This is a genomic window from Microbacterium sp. NPDC090014 (assembly GCF_044748285.1).
GTDB lineage: Bacteria > Actinomycetota > Actinomycetes > Actinomycetales > Microbacteriaceae > Microbacterium.
In genome coordinates this window covers 2,083,086-2,105,902 of record NZ_JBIVFS010000001.1, presented here as the reverse complement: position 1 = coordinate 2,105,902, position 22,817 = coordinate 2,083,086, and the positions used below count along the sequence as shown (strand labels likewise).

The following is a 22,817-nucleotide window of genomic DNA, read 5'->3' as shown; positions in this document are numbered from 1 at the left end:
CGAGACCCCGCTGCACGGAAGCGCAGCGGGGTCTCGAGAGTACGAAGGCTCAGGCGTCGAGCCGCAGAAGCCAGCCGTGCTTGTCCTCACGGCGGCCGTACTGGATGTCGGTGAGCTCTTCGCGCAGCGACAGGGCCAGTTCGCCGAGCGGCTGCGGCTCATCGAAGCCCTCGCCGACGAGAGCACCGATGGGAGTCACGACGGCGGCGGTGCCGCAGGCGAAGACCTCGACGATGTCGCCTGAGGCCACACCCTCGCGCCACTCGTCGATGGAGATCGGACGCTTCTCGACCGCGTAGCCGCGGTCTTCGGCGAGCTGCAGCAGCGAATCGCGTGTGATCCCCTCGAGGATGCTGTCGGACTCGGGCGTCACGACGCGGCCGTCTTTGAAGACGAACACGACGTTCATGCCGCCGAGCTCCTCGACGTTGCGCTGCTCGTTGAGGAACACGACCTGGTCGCAGCCCTTCGCGCTCGCCTCACTCTGCGCGAGCAGGCTCGAGGCGTAGTTGCCGCCGGTCTTCGCCTTGCCGGTGCCGCCCTTGCCGGCACGGGCGTAGTCCTCGGAGAGCCAGATCCGCACGGGCTTCACTCCCCCGGTGAAGTACGCTCCGGCTGGGCTGGCGATCACGTAGTACGCGACCTTCTGAGCCGCGCGAACACCGAGGAAGGCCTCCTTGGCGAACATGAACGGACGCAGGTACAGGCTCTGGTCGGCACCTGAGGGCACCCAGCGACCGTCGACCGCGATGATCTCGCGCAGCGACTGGATGAAGTACTCGGTGGGCAGCTCCGGGAGCGCGAGTCGACGCGCGCTGGCCTGCAGTCGTGCCGCGTTGCGGTCGGGGCGGAACGTGTGGATCGAGCCGTCGGCGTGACGATAGGCCTTGATGCCCTCGAAGATCTCCTGGGCGTAGTGCAGCACGGACGCGGCCGGGTCGAGCGGGATGGGTCCGTAGGGCTGCACGCGCGGTCGGTGCCATCCGCCCTTGACGGACCAGCAGATGTCGACCATGTGGTCGGTGAACACGACACCGAACCCCGGGTTCTCGTGAACCTCGGCGACCCGACCGGGCGTCGCGGCGGTCAGGTTCTTGGTCACAGCGAACTCCAGCGGAGCCACGGTGGTCTCGGCGTCGATGGTCGTCATCTCGTCATCCATTCCTCATGCGGCGCGCATCCTCGCGCCGTCTCAGCCTACGCCTGTCGGTCAGAGCAGAGCAGCGATCGCGGAGCCGATCTCCGCGGTCGTGCGCGCACCCGTGCGGGTCGCGATGTCGGATTCGACGGCGGCACTCACTCGAGCGGCCTCCGCTCCGAGTCCGAGGTGGTCGAGCAGCAGCGCGACCGACAGGATCGCCGCGGTGGGGTCGGCCTTCTGCTGCCCCGCGATGTCGGGAGCCGAGCCGTGCACCGGCTCGAACATCGACGGGAAGGTGCCGTCGGGGTTGATGTTGCCCGATGCGGCGAGTCCGATGCCGCCGGTGACAGCGCCTGCGAGATCGGTGAGGATGTCGCCGAAGAGGTTGTCGGTGACGATCACGTCGAAGCGCGAGGGATCGGTGACGAGGAAGATCGTCGCGGCATCGACGTGCAGGTAGTCGACGGACACGTCGGGATGCTCGGACGCGACCTCGTCGACGACGCGCTGCCAGATGGCGCCGGCGTGCACGAGCACGTTCGTCTTGTGCACGAGGGTGATCTTCTTGCTGCGACGTTCGGCGAGATCGAACGCGTATCGCACGACCCGCTCGACACCGAATGCCGTGTTCACGGACGTCTCGTTGGCGACCTCGTGCGGTGTGCCCTTGCGGATCGCGCCGCCGTTGCCGACGTACGGCCCCTCAGTGCCCTCGCGGACGACGACGAAGTCGATCTCGCCGGGGTTCGCGAGCGGACCCGAGGCACCGGCGAAGAGCTTGGACGGACGCAGATTGACGTAATGATCCAGCGTGAAGCGGAGTTTCAGCAGCAGGCCGCGCTCGATGTTCGCGTCCTTCAGGCGCGGGTCTCCTGGCGTGCCGCCGACCGCGCCGAGCAGGATCGCGTCGTGTTCGGAGATCGACTGCAGATCATCGTCGGTGAGAGTGTCGCCCGTCTCGAGGAAACGGGCGGCGCCGAGCGAGAAGCGCGTCTTGTCGAACGTCACATCGCTCGATGCGGTGACCGCGTCGAGGACCTTCTCGGCCTCGGCGACGACCTCTGGGCCGATTCCGTCACCGGGGATGACGGCCAGCTTCACGACACGCGACATGACACTCCTTGCATCGGGATGGACCGGCCGACGCTCGGATGCATGCCGAGCGGGCCGGTCCTCCCAGCGTACTGGTCAGTGCGAGGGCGCCTTGCGCAGTGTGACGGCGGCGATCACCCCGGCCACGATCACCAGGCCCGCGCCGATCAGCGAGGTCACCAGGACACCCGATCCGAAGGCGGCGGCAGCCGCATCCCACAGCGCGTCTCCGAGCTGCGCGGGCAGATCCTTCGCGGCAGTGTAGGCGCCGGCCAGCGTCTCCGTCGCGGCGTGCGCCGCCTCCGCTGGGATGCCGGAGGAAATCACCAGCGCCCCGCGGTAGAACGCGGTGATCAGGCCGCCGAGGACGGCGGTGCCGAGCACCGCTCCCAGCTCGTAGGCGGTCTCGGACACGGCGCTGGCCGCGCCCGCCTTCTCGGCCGGAGCACTGGACAGGATCAGCTCATTCGAGATCGTCTCCGCCGCCCCGATGCCGATGCCCAGCACCACGAAGGCGATGATCAGCGGAGCGACGCCGTGATCCGCCGTCGTGAACGCGACCAGGAGGTAGCCGGCGACAGAGAACGCGAGACCCGCGGGCACGAGCACGTGCGGTGGCACTCGCCGTGAGATCGGCACGACCGAGAGGCCGGCGACGATCATCGCGGCCATTCCGGGCACGAGCGCTGCGCCGGCCGTCATCGGCGAGAGGCCGAGGACGAGCTGCAGGTGCTGCGACACGAAGTAGAGGAAGCCCACGAGCGCCACGACGCTCAGGAGGTTCACGAGGATCGCCCCCGAGAAGGAGCCCCGGCGGAACAGCTGCATGTCGAGCATCGGGACCTCGGCTGCGAGCTGACGTCGCACGAAGAGATACCCCATCGCGATGCCGAGCAGCGCCCACGCCCCCGCAGTGAGACTGGGGCCGTCGACGGCGAGCGACTTGATCGCGTAGACGACCGGGATCATCGCTGCCATCGAGAGCATGATGCTGACGATGTCGATGCGTCCGGGGTGCGGGTCACGGCTTTCGGGAACGAGCAGCGGCGCCGCGATGAGGAGCGGGATCAGCACGGGCACGGCGATCAGGAAGACCGAGCCCCAGTCGAAGTGCTCGAGCAGGAAGCCGCCGACGATCGGCCCGAGGGCCGAGCCCGCGGAGAACGCCGACGCCCAGACCGCGATGGCGAGGCGCCGCTGATCGCGGTTCGTGAAGATCGAGCGCAGCAGCGAGAGGGTCGACGGCATCAGCATCGCGCCGAAGAAGCCGAGCAGCGCTCGTGCGGCGATGAGAAGACCTGCCGTGGGGGCGAACGCAGCGAGTGCCGACACGGCCGCGAAGCCGGTCGCGCCGATCAGCAGCATCCGACGACGCCCGAAGCGGTCTCCGAGTGTGCCCATGGTCACGAGCAGCCCGGCGAGCACGAGCGGATACACATCGATGATCCACAGCTGCTCCGCTCCGGTGGGCGCGAGCGCGATGGAGATCTCGGGCAGTGCGAAGCTCAGCACCGTGTTGTCCACCGACACCAGGAGCACCGGCAGCATGAGGACGACGAGTGCCGCCCAGCCACGGGCGCCGACGCGGGGAGCATCCGTCTCTGTCGTCGGGATCGACGCAGTACGGGTCATGGAACACCTCTCAGGATCACGACGGCATCGTTACTAAACCGTCCAGATGGTATAGTAACAGAATCGTCATACGTCCGCGCTACTGTGAATCGAGACGAACAGAGGATCCCCGATGCCCCGACCTCCCCTCGCCCGCGAACGCGTCCTGGACGCCTTCGAATCGATCGTCATCGAAGACGGTGAGCGGGCGGCCACGTTGGATGCGACAGCGAAGGCCGCCGGCGTGTCGAAGGGCGGCCTCCTCTATCACTTCGGCTCGAAGGACGAGCTGGCAGCGGGCCTCATCGAGCGCCTCGATGCGCTCACCACTCTGGATCTCGAGCGGATGACCTCGGCCGAAGAGGGCCCCGTCGCGTACTACGTGCGCACCTCCGTGATGGAGGACGACGCGCTGGACCGCGTCCTCATCGCCGCCACCCGCCTGGCCCAAGGCGGCTCGGCACCCGCTGCCGACGCGCTGCGACGCAACCGCGACCGCTGGGAGGACACGATCCGTCCTCATGTGCGGGATGCCGCGAGCCTCGATCTCGTGATGCTGCTCAGTGACGGCCTGTACTTCAACAACTCGCTCGATGTGCACGGTCCCGAGCGCCTGGTGCCGAGAAGTGACGAGCTGTCCGACCTGATCGCGCTCGTGCTGCGCGCCACCGCTCCCTGAGGCCGGGAACGACAGAGCGGGAGGAGCGACCTCCCGGTCGCTCCTCCCGCTCTGTCGGAGTCTCCCCTGCGATCAGACCTCGGTGATCTCGATCTGACGGAACAGGTCTGCGTCGATCTCGTTGCGCAGGTCGTCGAGCAGATCGTCCGAGACCGGCGAGTCGAGGGTGAGAACGCTGAGCGCCTGATCGCCCGCCCCCAGGCGCGAGATCTGCATGCCTGCGATGTTGATACCGGCCTCGCCGAACTTCTGACCGTAGACCGCGACGATGCCGGGACGGTCGGTGTAGAGCATCACGACGTGGTGCTTCTCGATCGGCAGCTCGAGGGCGTGGTCATTGATGGCGACCAGCTTCTCTGCCTGCTTGGGACCCGTGAGGGTGCCCGACACCGACAGCTGCGTGCCGTCGGAGAGCGCTCCGGCCAGAGTGATGACGTTGCGGTACTCGTCGCTCACGTCGTCCTTGAGCAGACGGACCGCGATACCGCGCTGGTCGGCGAGCAGCGGTGCGTTGACGTACGACACGGTCTCGCTGACGATGTTCGTGAAGACGCCCTTGAGCGCGGCGAGCTTCAGCACGCTCACGTCGTAGTCGTTGAGCTCGCCGTGCACCTCGACATCGAGGCTCGTGAGAGGCGACGTCGCGAGCGCCGCGAAGATCTGGCCGAGCTTCTCGACGAGCGAGATGCCGGGGCGCACATACGGGTCGATGACTCCCCCGGCCACGTTGACCGCATCGGGAACGAGGTCGCCGCCCAGCGCGAGGCGCACGGAACGCGCGACCGAGACCCCGGCCTTCTCCTGCGCCTCCTCCGTGCTGGCACCCAGGTGCGGAGTGACGACGACGTTCGGGAGGTCGAGCAGCGGACGAGCAGTTCCGCCCTCGGCCGGGGGCTCGGAGGTGAAGACGTCGAGACCCGCACCCGCGATCTCACCGGCGACGAGGGCCGCGTGCAGCGCTTCCTCGTCGATGAGGCCACCGCGGGCGACGTTGACGACGAAGGCCGTGGGCTTCATGGCCGTGAACTGCTCGGCACCGATCATGCCGGTCGTCTCCGGCGTCTTCGGCATGTGGATCGTGAGGAAGTCCGCCTCTGCGACGAGCTCGTCGAGCGAGAGGAGCTGCACGCCGAGCTGCTGCGCGCGGGCCGAGGTGACGTAGGGGTCGTAAGCGACGACGCGCATGTCGAACGCGGCGAGGCGCGCGGCGACGAGAGCTCCGATGCGGCCGAGGCCGACGATGCCGACTGTCTTCTCGAAGAGCTCGGCTCCCGTGAACGAGCTGCGCTTCCACTGACCGGCCGCGAGCGACGCGTGTGCGGCGGGGATGCGACGGGCGAGGCTGAGGATGTGGCCGACCGTCAGCTCGGCGGCCGAGACGATGTTCGAGGTCGGCGCGTTGACCACCATGACACCCGCGGCGGTGGCCGCCTTGATGTCGACGTTGTCGAGCCCGACGCCCGCGCGGGCGACGACCTTGAGCTTCGGAGCGTGGGTGAGCGCCTCTTCGTCGATGTGCGTCGCCGAACGGATGAGCACCGCGTCGGCATCCGCGAGCGAGGCGAACAGCGCTTCGCGGTCGGTGCCGTCGACGTTGCGAACGTCGAAGTCGGGGCCGAGGGCCTCGATCGTGGCGGGAGAGAGAACTTCAGCGATGAGCACGACGGGCTTCGGCACAGGGATCCTTCGGGGCAGCGCGACAGGGGGCCGATGCGCCGCACACCGTGGGGGCGCGATCACTTCAACTGTACCCGAGCGGCTCCGCTGCTCCGTGCCGTGTGACGCCGTCTGTCAGAGAGCGACGGTCACGAGATCGGACATGTTGAGGATGCTGTAGCCGATCAGGCTCAGCCAGAACACCGCCACGACGCCGAGACCCGCCAGCAGCACCAGAGCGAGCTCGCCCGCGCGTCGCCGTCGCCCGATCACGTACGCGAACACGAAGACGAGCGCCGGGAACACCACTCCGAAGAGAAGGGTCACCCAGCCGATGCCGGTGAGTCCGCTCTGGGCCATGGAGACGAGATGAGCGACGGCATTCCAGATCGCATAGGCGTAGAAGAGTCCTGCGACTCCGAGCACGAGTGCATTGAGCCACCGCGGGGAGGCGGAGGTCGCCGGAGAGGTCGACTGCTCGGTCATGATCCGATCACCCCCACCGTCACGAAAGGCCAGGGCACGAGCAGCACCACTCCGAGCAGCAGCAGTCCGACCCGGATCCACGTCGCCTTCGCACGGGTCAAGACCCACACCGCGAGGAACCAGAGTGCGGGCGCCGCGACCGCGAGCACGAACCACGGCACGTACATGGCATCGGCCACGATCAGATTGGCCAGCGGCTTCAGCCGCAGCCCTCCGACGACCCAGCCGATGCTGTACAGGAGGTACACGCCGCCGACGACCCCGAGGGTCAGCAGCATCGCGGTGCTCAGGTGTGCTGATTCCTGCTCGTCCGGCATCGTGACGGTGCCGTCGGCCTTGACGCGACCGACGGCCTCGCTGCCGCGGCCGACGGCGTTCCAGCCGTCCGGCAGCGCCGCATCATCGGCGTGATCCCGCTGGGTGGACGCCTCGCTCTCAGAGCGCTTCGGAGTGCGCGCCTTCGGCGCGACGCCGTCGTCGCCGTCCCAGCTCAGGGCATCGTCGGAGTCGGAAGTCATGTCCCCAGCGTAGGACACGTCGTCCACTATGCTCGGGGGCATCTGGGCCACCGCGGCCCTCTCCGGAAGGGAAGCCAGTGGCCGAGCAGAACGACAGGGTCGACCAGAGCACACCGGGCGGAGCCGACGAGCCCGCCGCGGGATGGAAGCCGACAGCCGCGGCGAAGTCGCGGGCGACGACCTTCCGCTGGATCGCCGCGGTCCTGTGGGGTCTCGCCATCGCGGCCGAGGCGGTGTCGATCTTCTGGCTGCTCCGCCAGCGCGAGTACGTCGGCGAGGACGGCACGCTCGTGCGCGACCCCGACACGGGCCTCCTGGAGGAGCAGGGCGTCACGGCGCAGTTCCCGCAGTGGGCGTTCGTCACGCTTCTCGTCCTGCTCGTCGTCATCGCCGCGCTCGCGATCACCGGCTCGCTGCTCTGGAAGAAGGCGAACAGGCTCGACCCCGCGCGCCGATCCGAGACCGTGCGCTTCTTCGTGCAGAACCAGCTCGGCGCGATCATCGCGGTCGTGGCCTTCCTCCCCCTGGTGATCCTGATCTTCCTCAACAAGGACATGAGCAAGGGGCAGAAGACGACGGCCGGCATCGTCGGCGTGGTCCTCGCCCTGCTCGCCACAGTGATCGGTGTCGACTTCAACCCGCCGTCCGTCGAGAAGTACACGGCCGACCAGTCGGCGGTCATCCTGATGCTCGGAAAGGACGAGGTCGTGTGGGTCGACGGCGGTGCGGTCTACCACGTGTGCGATGAGGTCTCCGACATCCAGACCGGCAGCGAGAAGCGCGCCGGCACCACGGCTGAGGCCGTGGAGGCCGGCAAGAGCCGCCTCACGCTGAAGTTCGCCTCCGAGCTGCGCACCTGCGGTCTCGCCGTGCCCGAGAACGCCGACGAGATCGAGGACGCGTTGCGCGAGATCCAGGGCGGAGCGGTCGACACTCTTCTGCCCGCGCCGGTATGGGCCGACCCCGCCGACGCCCCGATCGAGGTCGAGGAGGCTCCGGCGGAGTGACCCGCAGAACCGCGAGAAGGGGCCCGGTGCGATCCGCACCGGGCCCCTTCTCTTCGACCGTCTCAGATCAGCGCGCAGCGCTGCCGTCGACGTAGTCTTCGTCCTGCTGCTTCCATGCGAAGAGCGAGCGCAGCTCCTTGCCGGTGGCCTCGATCGGGTGTGTCTCCTCCTTGGCGCGCAGTGCCAGGAACTCCTCGGCGCCGTTGTCCTGGTCGTCGATGAAGCGCTTCGCGAAGTTGCCGTTCTGGATGTCCGCGAGGATCGCCTTCATCGACTCCTTGACCTCGGGGGTCACGACGCGGGGACCCGAGACGTAGTCGCCGTACTCAGCAGTGTCGGAGACCGACCAACGCTGCTTCGCGATGCCGCCCTCCCACATGAGATCGACGATGAGCTTCAGCTCGTGCAGCACCTCGAAGTACGCGATCTGCGGCTGGTATCCCGCTTCGGTGAGCGTCTCGAAGCCGGCCTGCACGAGGTGGCTGACGCCACCGCACAGCACGGCCTGCTCGCCGAACAGGTCGGTCTCGGTCTCTTCGGTGAAGGTCGTCTTGATGACGCCGGCACGGGTGCCGCCGATGGCCTTCGCGTACGAGAGCGCCGTGGCCCACGCGTTGCCCGATGCGTCTCGCTCGACGGCGATGATGTCGGGGATTCCACGGCCGGCGACGAACTCGCGACGGACCGTGTGACCCGGAGCCTTCGGGGCGACGAGGATCACGTCGACGCCCTCAGGAGCATCGATGTAGCCGAAGCGGATGTTGAAGCCGTGCGCGAAGGCGAGCGTCTTGCCCTCGGTGAGGTTCGGTGCGATCGACTCGCTGTAGATCGTGCGCTGGTGCTGGTCAGGCGCGAGGATCATGATGAGGTCGGCCCACTGCGTCGCGTCGGCGACGGTCTTGACCGCGAATCCGGCCTCTTCCGCCTTCGGCGCCGACTTCGACCCCTCCTTGAGGGCGATGGCGACCTCGACACCCGAGTCGCGAAGGTTCTGCGCGTGCGCGTGACCCTGCGAGCCGTAGCCGACGATCGCGACCTTCTTGCCCTGGATGATCGACAGATCGGCGTCTGCGTCGTAGAAGATCTCGGTGCTCACTGGTTTCTCTCCTTGATTGATGTTCGTGTACGTGTGTGAAATCTGGTCAGCCGCGCAGGACGCGCTCGGTGATGCTCTTGCCTCCGCGGCCGATGGCGAGGAGGCCCGACTGCGCGATCTCCTTGATTCCGAAAGGCTCGAGGGCGCGGAGCATGGCATCGACCTTGCCCCGGTCACCGGTGACCTCGATCACCAGCGCGTCGGAGGCGTAGTCCACCACAGAGGCGCGGAACAGGTTCGCCACCTCGATGACGTTCGACCTGGTCGCGTTGTCGGTGCGCACCTTGACGAGCATGTGCTCGCGCTGCACCGAGGTCGGGAAGTCGAGCTCGACGATCTTGATGACGTTGATCAGCTTGTTGAGCTGCTTGGTCACCTGCTCGAGAGGAAGATCCTCGAGGTCGACGACGACCGTGATGCGCGAGATGCCAGGCACCTCGGTCACGCCCACCGCGAGAGAGTCGATGTTGAAGCCACGGCGTGCGAACAGTCCCGCGACTCGGGTCAGCAGGCCGGGGGTGTTCTCCACGAGGAGGCTCAGCACGTGAGTCGACATGGTCAGTCCTCCTCGTCGAATGCGGGCGCGTGCTCGCGGGCGTACTGGACGTAGCTGTTGCTCACGCCCTGGGGAACCATCGGCCACACCATCGAATCGGCGCTGACGACGAAATCGATGACGACGGGACGGTCGTTCGTCTCGAGGGCGAGCTTGATCGCCGCGTCCACCTCCTCCTCCTTCTCCACGCGGATCGCGAGGCAGCCATATGCCTCCGCGAGCTTCACGAAGTCGGGGATGCGGACGGTGCCGTGACCGGTGTTGAGGTCGGTGTTCGAGTGGCGACCGTCGTAGAACAGCGTCTGCCACTGGCGCACCATGCCCAGCGACGAGTTGTTGATGATCGCGACCTTGATCGGGATGTTGTTGATCGTGCAGGTGGCGAGCTCCTGATTGGTCATCTGGAAGCAGCCGTCACCGTCGATCGCCCACACCACACGGTCGGGCTCGGCGACCTTCGCGCCCATCGCAGCGGGAACCGAGTAGCCCATGGTTCCTGCGCCCCCGGAGTTCAGCCAGGCGTTGGGGCGCTCGTACTTGATGAACTGCGCAGCCCACATCTGGTGCTGTCCCACGCCCGCGGCGTAGATGCCCTCCGGCCCGGTCAGCTCACCGATCCGCTGGATCACGTACTGCGGCGCGAGGAGGCCGTCGGTCGTCGGCGCGTACCCGAGCGGGAACTCGTTGCGCAGCCCGTCGAGGTACGACCACCACTCCTCGGTGTCAGGGGTCGTGGTGGTGATCGCGGTGCGGAACGCCGACTCGAGATCGACCAGCACGTCGCGGACGTCGCCCACGATCGGCACGTCTGCGGTGCGGATCTTAGAGATCTCGGCCGGATCGATGTCGACGTGCACGACCTTGGCGTTCGGCGCGAAGAGCGCGGCCTTGCCGGTCACGCGGTCGTCGAACCGCGCCCCGAGGGACACGATCAGGTCGGCCTCCTGCAGCGCCAGCACCGCCGGAACGGTGCCGTGCATGCCCGGCATGCCGAGGTGCTGCTGGTGGGAGTCGGGGAATGCGCCGCGAGCCATGAGCGTGGTCACGACGGGCGCCTTCGTGGTCTCGGCTAGGGCGAGCAGCTCGGCAGACGCGCGACCGCGGATCACACCGCCGCCGACGTACAGCACCGGCTTCTTGGCCTCGGCGAGAAGGGTCGCCGCCGCCTGGATCTGCTTGCCGTGCGCCTTGGTCACGGGGCGGTATCCGGGCAGGTCGTACTTGGGAGGCCAGACGAACGGCGCCATCGCCTGCTGGGCGTCCTTCGTGATGTCGACGAGCACCGGTCCCGGTCGGCCGGTCGAGGCGATCTCATAGGCCGCCGCGATGGCGCCCGGGATCTCCGACGCATCCTTCACGAGGAACGAGTGCTTCGTGACCGGCATCGTGATGCCGACGATGTCGGCCTCCTGGAACGCGTCAGTGCCCATCAGCGTCGAGAACACCTGCCCGGTGATCGCGAGCAGCGGCACCGAGTCCATGTAGGCGTCGGCGATCGCGGTCACGAGGTTGGTCGCACCGGGACCCGACGTCGCGATGCAGACGCCGACCTTGCCCGAGGACGACGCGTAGCCTTCGGCGGCGTGTCCCGCTCCCTGTTCGTGCCGCACGAGGATGTGCCGCAGCTCGGCGGCGTCCATCAGCGGGTCGTAGACCGGGAGGATCGCTCCTCCGGGAAGACCGAAGACGTCCTTGACGCCGAGGAGCTCGAGCGTGCGGACCACGGCCTCGGCTCCGGAGATCTCCGGTGCGGCGGACTTGGGTGCGGGCGGCCTCGGCACAGCCGAGACGGTGTCAGCAGTCATGACACTCCTTCTGATGGTCTGTTGGCGACGTCGGAGGCTGGGATGCCGGAGCCGACGCGGATCAGCCGGTCGTCGCGCCCTCGGCGGCGGACCGCACGAGACGCGAGTACTTGGCAAGAACGCCACGGGTATAGCGCGGGGGTAGCGGCTCCCAGCCAGAGCGGCGGGAGGCGAGCTCCGCCTCGTCGACGAGTAGGTCGAGAGAGCGAGCTGCGATATCGACCCGTATCAGATCACCATCGCGCACGAAGGCGATAGGACCTGCGTCCACCGCTTCGGGTGCTATGTGGCCGATGCACAGGCCGGTTGTGCCGCCTGAGAATCGTCCGTCAGTCAAGAGTAGTACATCTTTTCCGAGCCCCGCGCCCTTGATGGCCGCGGTGATGGCGAGCATCTCGCGCATACCGGGTCCGCCCTTCGGACCCTCGTAGCGGATGACGATGACGGTGCCCGCCTCGATCTCGCCGTTGGCCACGGCGTCCATGGCCGCGCGCTCGCGCTCGAACACCCGGGCGGAGCCCTCGAAGACGGCCGCGTCGAAGCCTGCGGTCTTCACGACGGCACCCTCGGGCGCGAGCGACCCGTGCAGGATCGTCAGGCCGCCGGTCGCGTGGATCGGGTTGTCGAAGGTGTGGATGACCTCGCCGTCGATTGGCTGCGGGTCGAGGTCCGCGAGGTTCTCGGCGAGCGTCTTGCCCGTCACGGTGAGCGCGTCACCGTGCAGCAGGCCCTCGTCGAGCATCGCCTTCATGATCACGGGGATGCCGCCGTGGCGGTCGACGTCGTTCATGACGTACTTGCCGAACGGCTTCATGTCCGCGACGTGCGGCACCTTGTCGCCGATGCGGTTGAAATCGTGCAGGCTCAGCTCGACCTCGGCCTCGCGCGCGATCGCGAGCAGGTGCAGCACGACATTGGTCGAACCGCCCAGGGCCATCGCGAGGGCGATCGCGTTCTCGAACGCCTCCTTGGTGAGGATGTCGCGGGTCGTGATGCCCTGGCGGAGCAGGTTGACGACGGCCTCGCCGGAACGGTGCGCGAAGTAGTCACGACGACGATCTGCGGCGGGCGGCGCGGCAGACCCGGGAAGGCTCAGGCCCAGGGCCTCGGCGACCGACGCCATCGTGTTCGCCGTGTACATGCCACCGCAGGCGCCCTCACCCGGTGCGATCGCGCATTCGATGCGCTTGAGGTCCTCTTCGCTCATGAGTCCCGCGCGGCAGGCGCCGACGGCCTCGAACGAGTCGATGATCGTGACGTCCTTCTCGGTGCCGTCCGAGAGCTTGACCCAGCCCGGTGCGATGGAGCCGGCGTAGAGGAACACGCTCGACAGGTCGAGCCGGGCGCTGGCCATCAGCATTCCGGGGATCGACTTGTCGCAACCGGCGAGCAGCACCGATCCGTCGAGTCGCTCGGCCATCATCACGGTCTCGACCGAGTCGGCGATGACCTCGCGCGACACGAGCGAGAAGTGCATGCCCTCGTGGCCCATCGAGATGCCGTCCGAGACCGAGATCGTGCCGAACTGCAGCGGGTACCCGCCGCCGGAGTGCACGCCCTCCTTGGCACCCTGCGCGAGCCGGTCGAGGCTCAGGTTGCAGGGTGTGATCTCGTTCCAGCTGGAGGCGATGCCGATCTGGGGCTTGTCCCAGTCGGCGTCGCCCATGCCGACGGCACGGAGCATGCCTCGGGAGGTCGTCGCCTCGATGCCGTCGGTGACGACGCGGCTGCGGGGCTTGATGTCGATGGGCGCGCTGGTGGAGGGATCATGCGAGGACATGACGGAAGTCTATTCCCGCCGGGAGGTGCGCTCGTCCGCGAGCGCCTCCAGAAGCAGGGCGATCTGTTGTGGGTTCTCCACACGAAGCTCGGCGGCGCTCTCCCCCGGTCCCACGCGGACGCCGAGATCGTCGCCGCTGAGCACGCGCATGGCGTCCTCGTCCGTGACGTCATCGCCGGCGAAAAGGATGGCGGTGGCGTCGAAATGCTCGCGTAGCGCGGTCATCGCGGCGTCCTTGCCCTCGTTCCGCGACGAGAACTCGAGCACGCGGTGCCCCGAGCGGCGTCGCCAGTGCGGGAAGCGCTCCGCGACGAGTGCATCGATCTCGGCGAACACCGCCTTCTCGACCTCGGGTGTGGCCGTGCGGGTGTGCACACCCATTCCGAAGGTCTTGGGCTCGAGCTCCGCCCCCTCGTATCGATCGATGATCGGCCGCGCGGCCTCCCACAGCTCCTCTCGCGACCCCTCAGCGGTGTCGCCGTCGACCTCGTTGGCGCCGACCCCGGGATACCAGTACTGCGCACCGTGCGATCCGGCCAGCGCGATCAGCGAGTCATCCGTGTGCTCGGTGATCACCCGCAGGTCGTGCATGCTGCGCCCGGAGACGTAGGCGACGACCGTGTCGGGGAGCGCCGCGAGACGGGCGACCTGCACGGCGACCTCGGGCAGAGCCCTGGCGGCCATCGGATCGGGGACGAGCGGAGATGCCGTGCCGTCGAAGTCCAGCGCGACGATCAGTCTGGGTGTGGCGGCGATGGCGCTCAGCGCCGGGTCTGCGGCTCCGGGGGTCCAGCTACGGGTCACAGTGTCTCCAATCGAGGCGGTGTCCTCCCAGTATGACCCGGCGGAACGGTGCGACCCGGCCGATCAGCGTCCGCGGACGTCCGCGAGTGCGCGCAGGAACGACGACGACCACGCGTTCACGTCGTTCTCCAGCACGCGACGTCGCAGCGACCGCATCCGCTTGCCCTGCTCAGCGGGCGTCATGGTGACCGCGGTCATGATCGCGTCCTTCAACCCGGCGATGTCGTGCGGGTTGACGCGCACCGCCTGCCGCAGCTCGTCGGCGGCGCCCGTGAACTCGCTCAGCACGAGCACCCCGCGATTGTCGGCCCGCGTCGCGACGTACTCCTTCGCGACGAGGTTCATGCCGTCGCGCAGCGCGGTCACGAGCATGACGTCGGCGGCGAGGTACAGTGCGACCATCTCCTCGCGCGGGTAGCCCTGGTGCAGATAGCGGATGGCGGTGTGCCCCATGGTGTCGTGATCGCCGTTGATGCGCCCGACCGCGAGTTCGATCTCGTCGCGAAGATGCACGTACGCGTCGACACGCTCTCGGCTCGGACTCGCGACCTGCACGAAGGTGACGTCGTCGACGCTCAGCTTGCCGTCTTCGAGGAGCTCGCCGTACGCCTTGATGCGATGCCGGATGCCCTTGGTGTAGTCGAGGCGGTCCACGCCCAGGAGGATCTTCTTCGGGTTGCCGAGGCTCGCTCTGATCTCGGCCGCGCGCGCTCGGACATCGGGGCGTGCCGCGAGCTCGAGGTACGGAGCGGTGTCGATCGAGATCGGGAAGGCCCGAGCGACGGCGGTGCGCGTGCCGCCCCCCGCGGTCGGGATGGTGACCGCCGACCCCTTCACCTCGTGACGCAGACGACGGCGCACAGCGGTCAGGAAGTAGGTGGCGTCCTGTGCGCGCTGGAAGCCGATGACATCAGCGCCGAGCAGGCCTTTGAGCACCTGATCACGCCACGGGAGCTGGGCATAGAGCCCGTGCGCAGGGAACGGGATGTGGTGGAAGTAGCCGATCGTGACATCGGGCCTCAGTTCGCGGATCATCTGCGGCACCAGCTGCAGCTGGTAGTCGTGCACCCAGACGGTGCCGTCCTGTGCGACGACGTCGGCGGCTGCCTCCGCGAAACGGCGGTTGACCTTGACGTACGCCTCCCACCATTCGCGGTGGTACTGCGGCGGCGCGATGACGTCGTGGTACAGCGGCCAGATCGTGTCGTTCGCGAAGCCCTCGTAGTAGTCGGCGACCTCCTCGGCGCTGAGCGGCACCGGGATCAGGTCGATGCCGTTGATCTCGAATCGATCCAGCTCGACATCCGGCTGGCCGGCCCACCCGACCCAGGCTCCGCGCGCACTGCGCATCATCGGCTCGAGTGCGGCGACCAGACCGCCCGGGGAGGTCCGCCACTCCTCGTCTCCGTCAGGACCCACGACCCGGTCGACGGGAAGTCGGTTGGCGACGACGACGAAATCTGCGACTGACATGGGTGAGTGCTCCTGACGATGCAGTGGGGGTGCTCCTCAGGCTACAGAAGCTCAGACCGAGGCTACGCGAGGTCTGGTGCCGCTCAGCCACCAGTTGACAAGCCCGGCGACGAAGGCTATCGCCGCAGAGATGATCGGCAGCACGAGAGCGCTGGTCGTTCCAGCGCTCTCGGCGAGCTCTCCCGCCACGGCCGCGCCGAGGGACTGGCCGACGACGATCCCCGAGCCGAGCATCGTCATCACGGTCGCCGAGCGCCCCAGAGGGCTGCGCGCAGCCCCGAAGCTGTACTGCGTGACGAGGGTCGGGCCGATGCCGATCCCCATGATTCCGAGAGCGATCATCATGGTCGCCGGCGAGTCGACGAGGAGGAGCAGCAGGCTTCCGCCGAGCAGGATGCCGGCGAAGAGCAGCCAGCGCGCGCGGAGCGAGAACCGCACCGGGAGCCACGCGACGCCGAGCGCGAGAATCGCCGACCCGACGCCCATCACGCCGTAGAGGAGCCCTGCCTGTTCTGCGGCGCCGCGGTCCGCCATGAAGGAGGTGAGCGATGTGAGCATCGTGCCGAAGAACATGCCGACGCCGAGGATGCCGACGACGACGATCAGCAGACGCGGGCTGAAGAGCTCGGTCACGGCCGACGGCGCCCGCCCGTCCTCGCCTCGGTGCACCGAGACGACACGCGCGCTCGGATGCAGGGCGAACGCGCCCACGAACACGACCGTGAGCACCGCCGCACCGATGAGCGGGGCCCACGGCGCGATGGCGGAGGCGAGGATGCCGACGATGAACGGGCCGAACACGAACACGGTCTCATCGGCGGCGGACTCATACGCCATGGTCCCCGAGACGGTGCGCGTGCGCGCCGCCTCAGGCATCCGATCGGCGATCATCGTCACGAGTCTGGATCGAGACATCGGAGCGACCTGCGGAGCGGTGGCCCCGATGCCGAACGCGGATATCAGCACCAGCGCGTCCGCTCCCCCCGTGTAGACGACGACGGTGAAGAGCACCAGCATCGCCCCGTTGGCGATCGCCAGGATCAGCAGCACCATGCGCTGTCCGAACCGATCGGCGGCGGCGCCGAGCAGAGGTCCGAAGCATGCCGTGCCGAGTCCGACGGCCGCGGACGTGAGTCCGCCGAGCGAGAGCGAACCGCGCGCCGAGACGACGACCGTGAGTACTCCGACGACCATCATCGCGAACGGAAGCCGGGCGATGAACGCGATGATGAAATACGGGAGCCCCGCGATGCGGAGCAGTCCTCGCTCCTCAGCCGCGGGGATCGGGGCAGGGTGCTCGGGAATGGGAGTTGCGTGTGTCATGGGCTCTCGCGCGTCCACGGACGCGGGGTCGGGTGCCGCCGCTGTCCGCCGGGAAGCCGGCGGCCGGTAGATACACGGATTGCGGCCGCGGACCAGCCGCGACCCTTCCATGGTAGCGCGGTCGGCGGGACGACGCCTGGGTTCCCGGGCCGCCTCATCGACGGACGGCTCTGACAGATTCCCCGCCGAGTTGTCAAGGCGGGGCGCGACGCAGCCGTCGACAGGTAGCGTGAAGTCATGAACTACCTCTCGGGCACCGGAATCGTCGGCGCGATCATGACGGGCGTCACTCTGCTCCGCGGATCCCGCGACACCAAGATCACCTGGCGCTCCGCCCTCGCGTGGGTGAGCTGGGGAATCACGCTCGCGCTGTCGATCGGCGCTGTCATCGACACCCGCCGCGCGAAGCAGGGTCGCCCCGTGTCGCCCGATTCGCCGGTCTATGCCAAGCAGCAGAAGGAGCGCGAGAAGGAAGCCAAGAAGCAGCGCTCCGAGGGCGTCAAGCCGATCAAGCGCTGAGTCTCAGCGGGTGAGGATCAGCGCCTCGCCCTGACCGCCTCCTCCGCATAGCCCCACAGCCGCGACGCCGCTTCCCCTGCGAGCGAGTTCGTGTGCCATGTGGACGACCAGACGTGTGCCTGACGCGCCGATCGGATGACCGATCGCGATGCCGCCGCCGTGGACGTTCACGATGTCGCTGGAGAGCCCGAGCTCGAGCTGCGATCGGGCGACGACCGCTCCGAAGGCCTCGTTGATCTCGACGACATCGAGGTCTGCGGCTGTGATGCCCTGCTTCTCGCACGCGCGTTCGATGGCCCGCGCGGGCTGCGCCTGCAGCGAGTTGTCCGGCCCTGCGGTCTGCCCGCTGGCGCCGACGGTGACGAGCACCGGCCAGCCTCTGGTGACCGCCGTGGCGCGGGTCGTCACGACGACCGCCGACGCTCCGTCGGAGATCTGAGACGAATTGCCGGCCGTGATCGAGCCGCCGTCGGCGAACGCCGCCCGAAGGCCCGCGAGAGACTCGACGGTCGTGTCGGGCCTGATGCCCTCATCGGCGGTGACGAGCGTCGGCTCCCCCCGCCGCTGGGGAACGGCGACGGACACGATCTCATCGTCGAAGACGCCGGCGGTCTGAGCCGCCGAAGCACGCTGATGCGACAGCGCCGCCACCTGATCCTGAGCCCCGCGCGTCAGCTCGTAGCGGGCGTTGTGGCGCTCGGTGGACGCGCCCATGCTCTCTTTGTCGTACGCGTCGGTGAGGCCGTCGTGGGCCATGTGATCGAGCACCTCCACGCTGCCGTACGTCCATCCGTCCCGCGACCCCATGAGCAGGTGCGGAGCCCTGGTCATGGATTCCATGCCCGCCGCGACGACGACCGCCGCGTCTCCCGTCCGGATCATCCGAGCCGCGTCGATGATCGCCGTGAGACCTGAGAGGCACACCTTGTTCACGGAATGGGCGGGAACGTCCCAGCCGATACCGGCTCCGATCGCCGCCTGTCTCGCTGCGTTCTGTCCCGAGCCGGCCGCGAGGACCTGGCCGACGATCACGGCGTCCACGTCCGAGGGATCGATGGACCCCTGTTCCAGGGCACCTCGGATCGCGAATGCGCCGAGCTCCGGCGCGCTGAAGCTCGCCAGCTGTCCCTTGAGGCGGCCCTGGGGAGTGCGTGCCGCGGCGACGATCACGACGTCCGCGTCGCTCGAGTGGTCTGGGGCGTTCATCTCCGCCTCTCCGTTCTGTGCGTTCATCGGTCGTGCAGTTCTTCGGGGACCGTGAGTGTCGGCTCCGTCGCCGCCACGACCTGCTCCACCGTCACGCCCGGTGCGAGCTCGACGAGCGAGAGACCGTCCGGTGTCACGTCGATCACCGCCAGGTCGGTGATGATGCGATCGACGACCCCGCGGCCTGTGAGTGGAAGCGAGCAGTCGTGCACGATCTTCGCCGATCCGTCCTTCGCGGTGTGCTCCATCAGCACGATGACGCGCGCGGCACCATGCACGAGATCCATCGCGCCGCCGGGTCCCTTCACCATCTTGCCCGGGATCATCCAGTTCGCGAGGTCTCCGGTGGCGGACACCTGCATGGCGCCGAGGATCGCCGCGTCGATCTTGCCGCCTCTGATCATGCCGAAACTCGTCGCGGAGTCGAAGTACGCGGCACCGGCCAGCACCGTGACGGTCTCTTTGCCGGCGTTGATCAGGTCCGGATCCACCGCGCCCTCGTGCGGGTACGGTCCGACGCCGAGGATGCCGTTCTCGGATTGCAGCACGACGGTCACCCCCTCCGGCACGTGGTTCGGCACGAGCGTGGGCAGCCCGATGCCGAGGTTGACATAGGAGCCGTCCCGCAGCTCTGCGGCAGCGCGAGCGGCCATCTCATCGCGTGTGAGCGCCATGTCAGACTCCTTCCGGCGTGACGGTTCGACGTTCGATGCGCTTCGGGATGTCGGTGCCGACCTCGACGACGCGGTGCACGAAGACACCCGGCAGATGGACGCGGTCCGGATCCAGCTCCCCCGGTTCGACGAGCTGCTCCACCTGCGCGATGCAGATTCGTCCGGCCATCCCCGCGAGCGGGTTGAAGTTGCGCGCCGCCTTGTTGAAGATCAGATTCCCGTGTCTGTCCCCCGCCAGCGCATGCACCAGCGCGAAATCGGTGGTGATGGCCTCTTCGAGCACATACTCACGCGGCCCTGCCGCGGTGTCGAAGGTACGAACATCCTTCGCCGGAGACGCCACCGCGATGCTGCCGTCGGGGTTGTAGCGTCGCGGGAGCCCACCCTCGGCGACCTGCGTGCCGACGCCGGTCTGGGTGAAGAATGCGGCAATCCCAGACCCTCCCGCCCTGAGCTTCTCGGCGAGGGTTCCCTGCGGTGTCAGCTCGAGCTCGAGTTCGCCGGAGAGGAACTGCCGTTCGAACTCCTTGTTCTCCCCGACGTAGGACGAGGTCATCTTGCGGATCCGGCGAGCGGCGAGCAGGATGCCGAGCCCCCAGTCGTCCACTCCGCAGTTATTGCTGACGATGCTGAGCCCGCTCGTGCCCCGGGCGAGCAGTGCGTCGATGAGCGCAGTCGGATTCCCGGAGAGCCCGAATCCTCCGACGGCGAGAGACGCACCGTCCTCGATGTCTGCGACCGCTTCTTCGGCGCTCGCCCACTGTTTGTCGATCACGCATGCTCCTTCGAATGACGCTCGTTCCTTCAGCATCCGCTCTCCGGCATCCTCGAGGGAAGAACACTCTTGCGATGTGGACACATCAACGAATAGCGTCCACATTATGGAACCCTCCGCCTCGATTCCCGGAACGCAGGCGATCGCGCGCGCCGCGAAGCTCTTGAGGCTCGTGACCTCCAGCGGCCACGACGGTGCGTCGCTCCAGGAGTTGTCCGCGTCCGCCGGGTTGTCCCGCTCGACCGCGCATCGCCTGCTCTCCGCACTTCGCGCCGAGGGTCTGGTCGACCGCGACGAGTCCTCCACTCGCTGGATGCCCGGGCCGGAGCTCTATCTCATGGGATCCGTCGCCGCAGCCCGTTACGACGTGACTGCCCTGGGGCGTGATATCGTCCGCTCGCTCGCGGTCAAGACCGAGGAGAGCGCCTTCCTCTCGGTGCGCCGTGCCGATGAGACGGTGTGCCTCGTCCGCGAGGAGGGCTCCTTCCCGATCCGGTCATTCGTGCTGAGCGAGGGCGTGCGGTTTCCGCTCGGCGTAGCAAGCGCCGGGCTCGCCATCCTGGCATTCCTCCCTGACCACGATGTGGACGCCTATCTGGAACGTCATCCGGAGCTCGAGGCCAACTGGGGCAGATCTCACGGCGCCGCACCTCTGCGAACACGGCTGGCCGAGACGAAGGAGAGAGGCTATGCGGTGAATCCGGGGCTGATCGTGGAGGGCAGCTGGGGTCTCGGCGCGGCGGTCTTCGATCGCTCGGGTCGACCGGAATGGGCCTTGAGCCTGACCGGCGTGGGATTCCGCTTCGGCCCTGATCGGATCGGCGAGCTGGGCAGGACGCTCCTCGCCCATGCGCACCAGCTCTCGGCTCGGATCGCGGGGGCTCGGCGCTGACCCGGACTTATACATACCAGTGGGTATATACTTTCTGGTATGAATCGTCAGGATGTCATCCCCTCGCTCGTGCTCTCCGGGTATGCGCTCGGCCGGATCGCCGCACAGGACGCCGGCAATGATGCGCCTGCCGCGCAGTGGCGGGTGCTGAGTCTGCTCGAGCAGTCCGGGCCCAAGCGGGTCGGAGAGCTCGCGGCAGCCGCACGCACGACCCAGCCCGGGATGACCCGGCTCATCGGGAATCTCGAGCGCGAGGGATTGGTCCTTCGCTCCCCCGTCGCCGAGGACTCTCGCGCGACAGCCGTCGCCATAACCGCGGCCGGGTCCCACGCGCTGCAGTCATGGCGCGAAGAGTTCCGTGACACGCTCGCCCCTCGCTTCGCCGACCTCGACGGCGACGAATGGAGCATCCTGACGCGCGCCGCCGAGATCCTCGCGGCGCACACCACCACCGACTCGACAGGAGCAGCAGCGTGAACACCCCCGCCACCTCAGTGTGGAAGCAACCAGCCCAGGTCTGGGCCGTCGCCTTCGCGTGCGTCGTCGCATTCATGGGCATCGGACTCGTGGATCCCATCCTCCCCGCGATCGCGGAATCCCTGCAGGCGACCCCGTTCGAGACGGAGCTCCTGTTCACGAGCTATCTCGCGGTCACCGGTCTCGCGATGCTCGTGACCAGCTGGATCTCGAGCCGCATCGGCGCCAAGAAGACGCTTCTGATCGGGCTGGCGCTCATCGTGGTGTTCGCCCTGCTCTGCGCGCTCAGCGGCAGCGTCGACGCGGTCATCGGCTTCCGCGCAGGATGGGGTCTGGGCAACGCGCTGTTCATCTCCACCGCTCTCGCGACGATCGTGGGCGCGGCATCGGGGGGCAGCTCAGCTGCGATCATCCTCTACGAGGCAGCCCTCGGGCTCGGTATCGCCATCGGCCCGCTTCTGGGCGGCCTGCTGGGTGAGCAGAGCTGGCGTGCACCGTTCTTCGGAGTGGTGGTGCTCATGGCGATCGCCTTCCTCGCCGTGCTCGTGCTTCTGCGCGGCCCCGAGGACAAGCGCGCGCCCATCCCGTTCTCGGCACCCTTCAGGGCCCTGGGTCGTCCTGCGCTCGCGATTCTCGCGATCGCGGCCTTCTTCTACAACATCGGCTTCTTCATCCTGCTCGCGTTCTCGCCGTTCCCTCTGGGCTTCGGGGCCATGGGGATCGGCTTCACGTTCTTCGGCTGGGGCCTCGCCCTCGCCATCACGAGCGTCTGGGTGGCTCCCCTGCTCATGCGCCGGATGTCCCGCACGAGCGTGATCCTCACCGTCCTGCCGCTTCTCGCCGTGGATCTGATCATCGCCGGCCTGCTGGTCGAATCCGCCACTGCGCTGGTCGTGTGCATCGTCATCGGCGGACTGCTGCTGGGTGTGATGAACACCGTGCTCACCGAAGCGGTGATGGAGGCGACGGACCTGCCCCGCTCGGTCGCATCGTCGGCGTACTCGTCGGTGAGATTCCTCGGCGGAGCCATCGCGCCGCCCCTCGCAGCGGCTCTCTGGCACGCGTTCAACGCGACGATCCCGTATCTGGTCGCCGCTCTCGCCGTGCTCATCGCAGCGGCGACGGTCTTCTGCGGCAGGAAGATCCTCGCGCACATCGACGACGAGCCCGACGACGCCGCGATCGAGGACGCGCAGGCCATCCTGCTCGGCGACGCCGGGTGACACGCCAGCCTGCTGCGTTCGATG

Annotated in this window: 22 protein-coding genes; 6 read left to right on the top strand and 16 right to left on the bottom strand. The window is 67.9% G+C overall.

The features are described 5' to 3' along the window. Nucleotides 1-49: 49 nt before the first annotated feature. From ACIPV5_RS09925 to ACIPV5_RS09915, 3 genes are all read right to left on the bottom strand, one after another. Entirely contained in the window at nt 50-1,150 is a 1,101-nt protein-coding gene (locus tag ACIPV5_RS09925; RefSeq protein ID WP_053099091.1) for a branched-chain amino acid aminotransferase, read from the bottom strand. Between the two features lie 60 nt (nt 1,151-1,210). Then, the gene (locus ACIPV5_RS09920) at nt 1,211-2,254 is read right to left on the bottom strand and encodes a 3-isopropylmalate dehydrogenase (protein WP_053095867.1); all 1,044 of its coding nucleotides are present in this window, start codon (nt 2,252-2,254) and stop codon (nt 1,211-1,213) included. A gap of 75 nt (nt 2,255-2,329) precedes the next feature. Further along, the gene (locus ACIPV5_RS09915; protein ID WP_400340936.1) at nt 2,330-3,865 is read right to left on the bottom strand and encodes an MFS transporter; all 1,536 of its coding nucleotides are present in this window, start codon (nt 3,863-3,865) and stop codon (nt 2,330-2,332) included. 112 nt (nt 3,866-3,977) lie between these two features. On the opposite strand from ACIPV5_RS09915, the gene ACIPV5_RS09910 reads away from it, so the two are divergent. Beyond that, on the top strand, nt 3,978-4,523 hold the full coding sequence (locus ACIPV5_RS09910) for a TetR/AcrR family transcriptional regulator (protein ID WP_053095865.1): 546 nt from the start codon (nt 3,978-3,980) through the stop codon (nt 4,521-4,523). A 72-nt stretch (nt 4,524-4,595) separates the two neighbouring features. On the opposite strand, the gene serA is transcribed toward ACIPV5_RS09910, so the two are convergent. The 3 genes from serA to ACIPV5_RS09895 all read right to left on the bottom strand — a co-directional run bounded on the left by serA (nt 4,596) and on the right by ACIPV5_RS09895 (nt 7,183). Next, nucleotides 4,596-6,200, bottom strand: coding sequence for a phosphoglycerate dehydrogenase (serA, locus tag ACIPV5_RS09905; protein ID WP_053095864.1), 1,605 nt, complete (start codon nt 6,198-6,200; stop codon nt 4,596-4,598). Nucleotides 6,201-6,314: 114 nt separating this feature from the next. Beyond that, nucleotides 6,315-6,665, bottom strand: a complete 351-nt coding sequence (locus ACIPV5_RS09900) for a hypothetical protein (RefSeq protein WP_056278633.1) — start codon at nt 6,663-6,665, stop codon at nt 6,315-6,317. Next, nucleotides 6,662-7,183, bottom strand: a complete 522-nt coding sequence (locus ACIPV5_RS09895) for a hypothetical protein (RefSeq protein WP_400340935.1) — start codon at nt 7,181-7,183, stop codon at nt 6,662-6,664. Before ACIPV5_RS09895 ends, ACIPV5_RS09900 begins: the two co-directional genes overlap by 4 nt. 77 nt (nt 7,184-7,260) lie before the next feature. On the opposite strand from ACIPV5_RS09895, the gene ACIPV5_RS09890 reads away from it, so the two are divergent. Beyond that, nucleotides 7,261-8,190 (top strand): hypothetical protein, encoded by a 930-nt coding sequence (locus tag ACIPV5_RS09890; RefSeq protein WP_400340934.1) that lies wholly within the window; start codon nt 7,261-7,263, stop codon nt 8,188-8,190. 67 nt (nt 8,191-8,257) lie between these two features. On the opposite strand, the gene ilvC is transcribed toward ACIPV5_RS09890, so the two are convergent. From ilvC to ACIPV5_RS09855, 7 genes are all read right to left on the bottom strand, one after another. Beyond that, the gene (gene ilvC, locus ACIPV5_RS09885) at nt 8,258-9,445 is read right to left on the bottom strand and encodes a ketol-acid reductoisomerase (protein WP_261987737.1); all 1,188 of its coding nucleotides are present in this window, start codon (nt 9,443-9,445) and stop codon (nt 8,258-8,260) included. Further along, nucleotides 9,333-9,842 carry an acetolactate synthase small subunit gene (ilvN, locus tag ACIPV5_RS09880; RefSeq protein ID WP_056278631.1) on the bottom strand — a complete coding sequence of 170 codons (510 nt, stop codon included), beginning with the start codon at nt 9,840-9,842 and terminating at the stop codon, nt 9,333-9,335. The genes ilvC and ilvN overlap by 113 nt, the downstream gene beginning before the upstream one ends. Nucleotides 9,843-9,844: 2 nt before the next feature. Then, the gene (locus tag ACIPV5_RS09875; protein WP_285362954.1) at nt 9,845-11,647 is read right to left on the bottom strand and encodes an acetolactate synthase large subunit; all 1,803 of its coding nucleotides are present in this window, start codon (nt 11,645-11,647) and stop codon (nt 9,845-9,847) included. Between the two features lie 61 nt (nt 11,648-11,708). Then, nucleotides 11,709-13,427: a dihydroxy-acid dehydratase gene (gene ilvD / locus ACIPV5_RS09870; protein WP_053095858.1), complete on the bottom strand. Its 1,719-nt coding sequence runs from the start codon at nt 13,425-13,427 to the stop codon at nt 11,709-11,711. Between the two features lie 9 nt (nt 13,428-13,436). Beyond that, nucleotides 13,437-14,231 (bottom strand): trehalose-phosphatase, encoded by a 795-nt coding sequence (otsB, locus tag ACIPV5_RS09865; protein ID WP_230100562.1) that lies wholly within the window; start codon nt 14,229-14,231, stop codon nt 13,437-13,439. A 63-nt stretch (nt 14,232-14,294) separates the two neighbouring features. After that, the gene (locus ACIPV5_RS09860) at nt 14,295-15,704 is read right to left on the bottom strand and encodes a trehalose-6-phosphate synthase (RefSeq protein WP_053095857.1); all 1,410 of its coding nucleotides are present in this window, start codon (nt 15,702-15,704) and stop codon (nt 14,295-14,297) included. 51 nt (nt 15,705-15,755) lie between these two features. After that, nucleotides 15,756-17,027, bottom strand: a complete 1,272-nt coding sequence (locus ACIPV5_RS09855) for an MFS transporter (protein ID WP_072591164.1) — start codon at nt 17,025-17,027, stop codon at nt 15,756-15,758. A gap of 237 nt (nt 17,028-17,264) precedes the next feature. On the opposite strand from ACIPV5_RS09855, the gene ACIPV5_RS09850 reads away from it, so the two are divergent. Further along, nucleotides 17,265-17,546: a hypothetical protein gene (locus tag ACIPV5_RS09850; RefSeq protein WP_053095855.1), complete on the top strand. Its 282-nt coding sequence runs from the start codon at nt 17,265-17,267 to the stop codon at nt 17,544-17,546. A 3-nt stretch (nt 17,547-17,549) separates the two neighbouring features. Here ACIPV5_RS09850 and ACIPV5_RS09845 read toward each other — a convergent pair whose 3' ends face one another. The 3 genes from ACIPV5_RS09845 to ACIPV5_RS09835 are packed head-to-tail and all read right to left on the bottom strand — an operon-like array spanning nt 17,550 to nt 20,201. After that, complete coding sequence (locus ACIPV5_RS09845) at nt 17,550-18,752, bottom strand: acetyl-CoA C-acetyltransferase (RefSeq protein ID WP_400340933.1); 1,203 nt, start codon at nt 18,750-18,752, stop codon at nt 17,550-17,552. A gap of 23 nt (nt 18,753-18,775) precedes the next feature. Continuing rightward, entirely contained in the window at nt 18,776-19,426 is a 651-nt protein-coding gene (locus ACIPV5_RS09840; RefSeq protein ID WP_400340932.1) for a CoA transferase subunit B, read from the bottom strand. Between the two features lies 1 nt (nt 19,427). Beyond that, complete coding sequence (locus ACIPV5_RS09835; protein WP_056279039.1) at nt 19,428-20,201, bottom strand: CoA transferase subunit A; 774 nt, start codon at nt 20,199-20,201, stop codon at nt 19,428-19,430. 106 nt (nt 20,202-20,307) lie between these two features. Here ACIPV5_RS09835 and ACIPV5_RS09830 point away from each other — a divergent pair, with 106 nt between their 5' ends. The 3 genes from ACIPV5_RS09830 to ACIPV5_RS09820 are packed head-to-tail and all read left to right on the top strand — an operon-like array spanning nt 20,308 to nt 22,793. Further along, the gene (locus tag ACIPV5_RS09830) at nt 20,308-21,093 is read left to right on the top strand and encodes an IclR family transcriptional regulator (protein WP_053095854.1); all 786 of its coding nucleotides are present in this window, start codon (nt 20,308-20,310) and stop codon (nt 21,091-21,093) included. A 39-nt stretch (nt 21,094-21,132) separates the two neighbouring features. Further along, complete coding sequence (locus ACIPV5_RS09825) at nt 21,133-21,570, top strand: MarR family winged helix-turn-helix transcriptional regulator (RefSeq protein ID WP_056278629.1); 438 nt, start codon at nt 21,133-21,135, stop codon at nt 21,568-21,570. Next, entirely contained in the window at nt 21,567-22,793 is a 1,227-nt protein-coding gene (locus tag ACIPV5_RS09820; RefSeq protein ID WP_400340931.1) for an MFS transporter, read from the top strand. Before ACIPV5_RS09825 ends, ACIPV5_RS09820 begins: the two co-directional genes overlap by 4 nt. Nucleotides 22,794-22,817 lie beyond the last annotated feature (24 nt).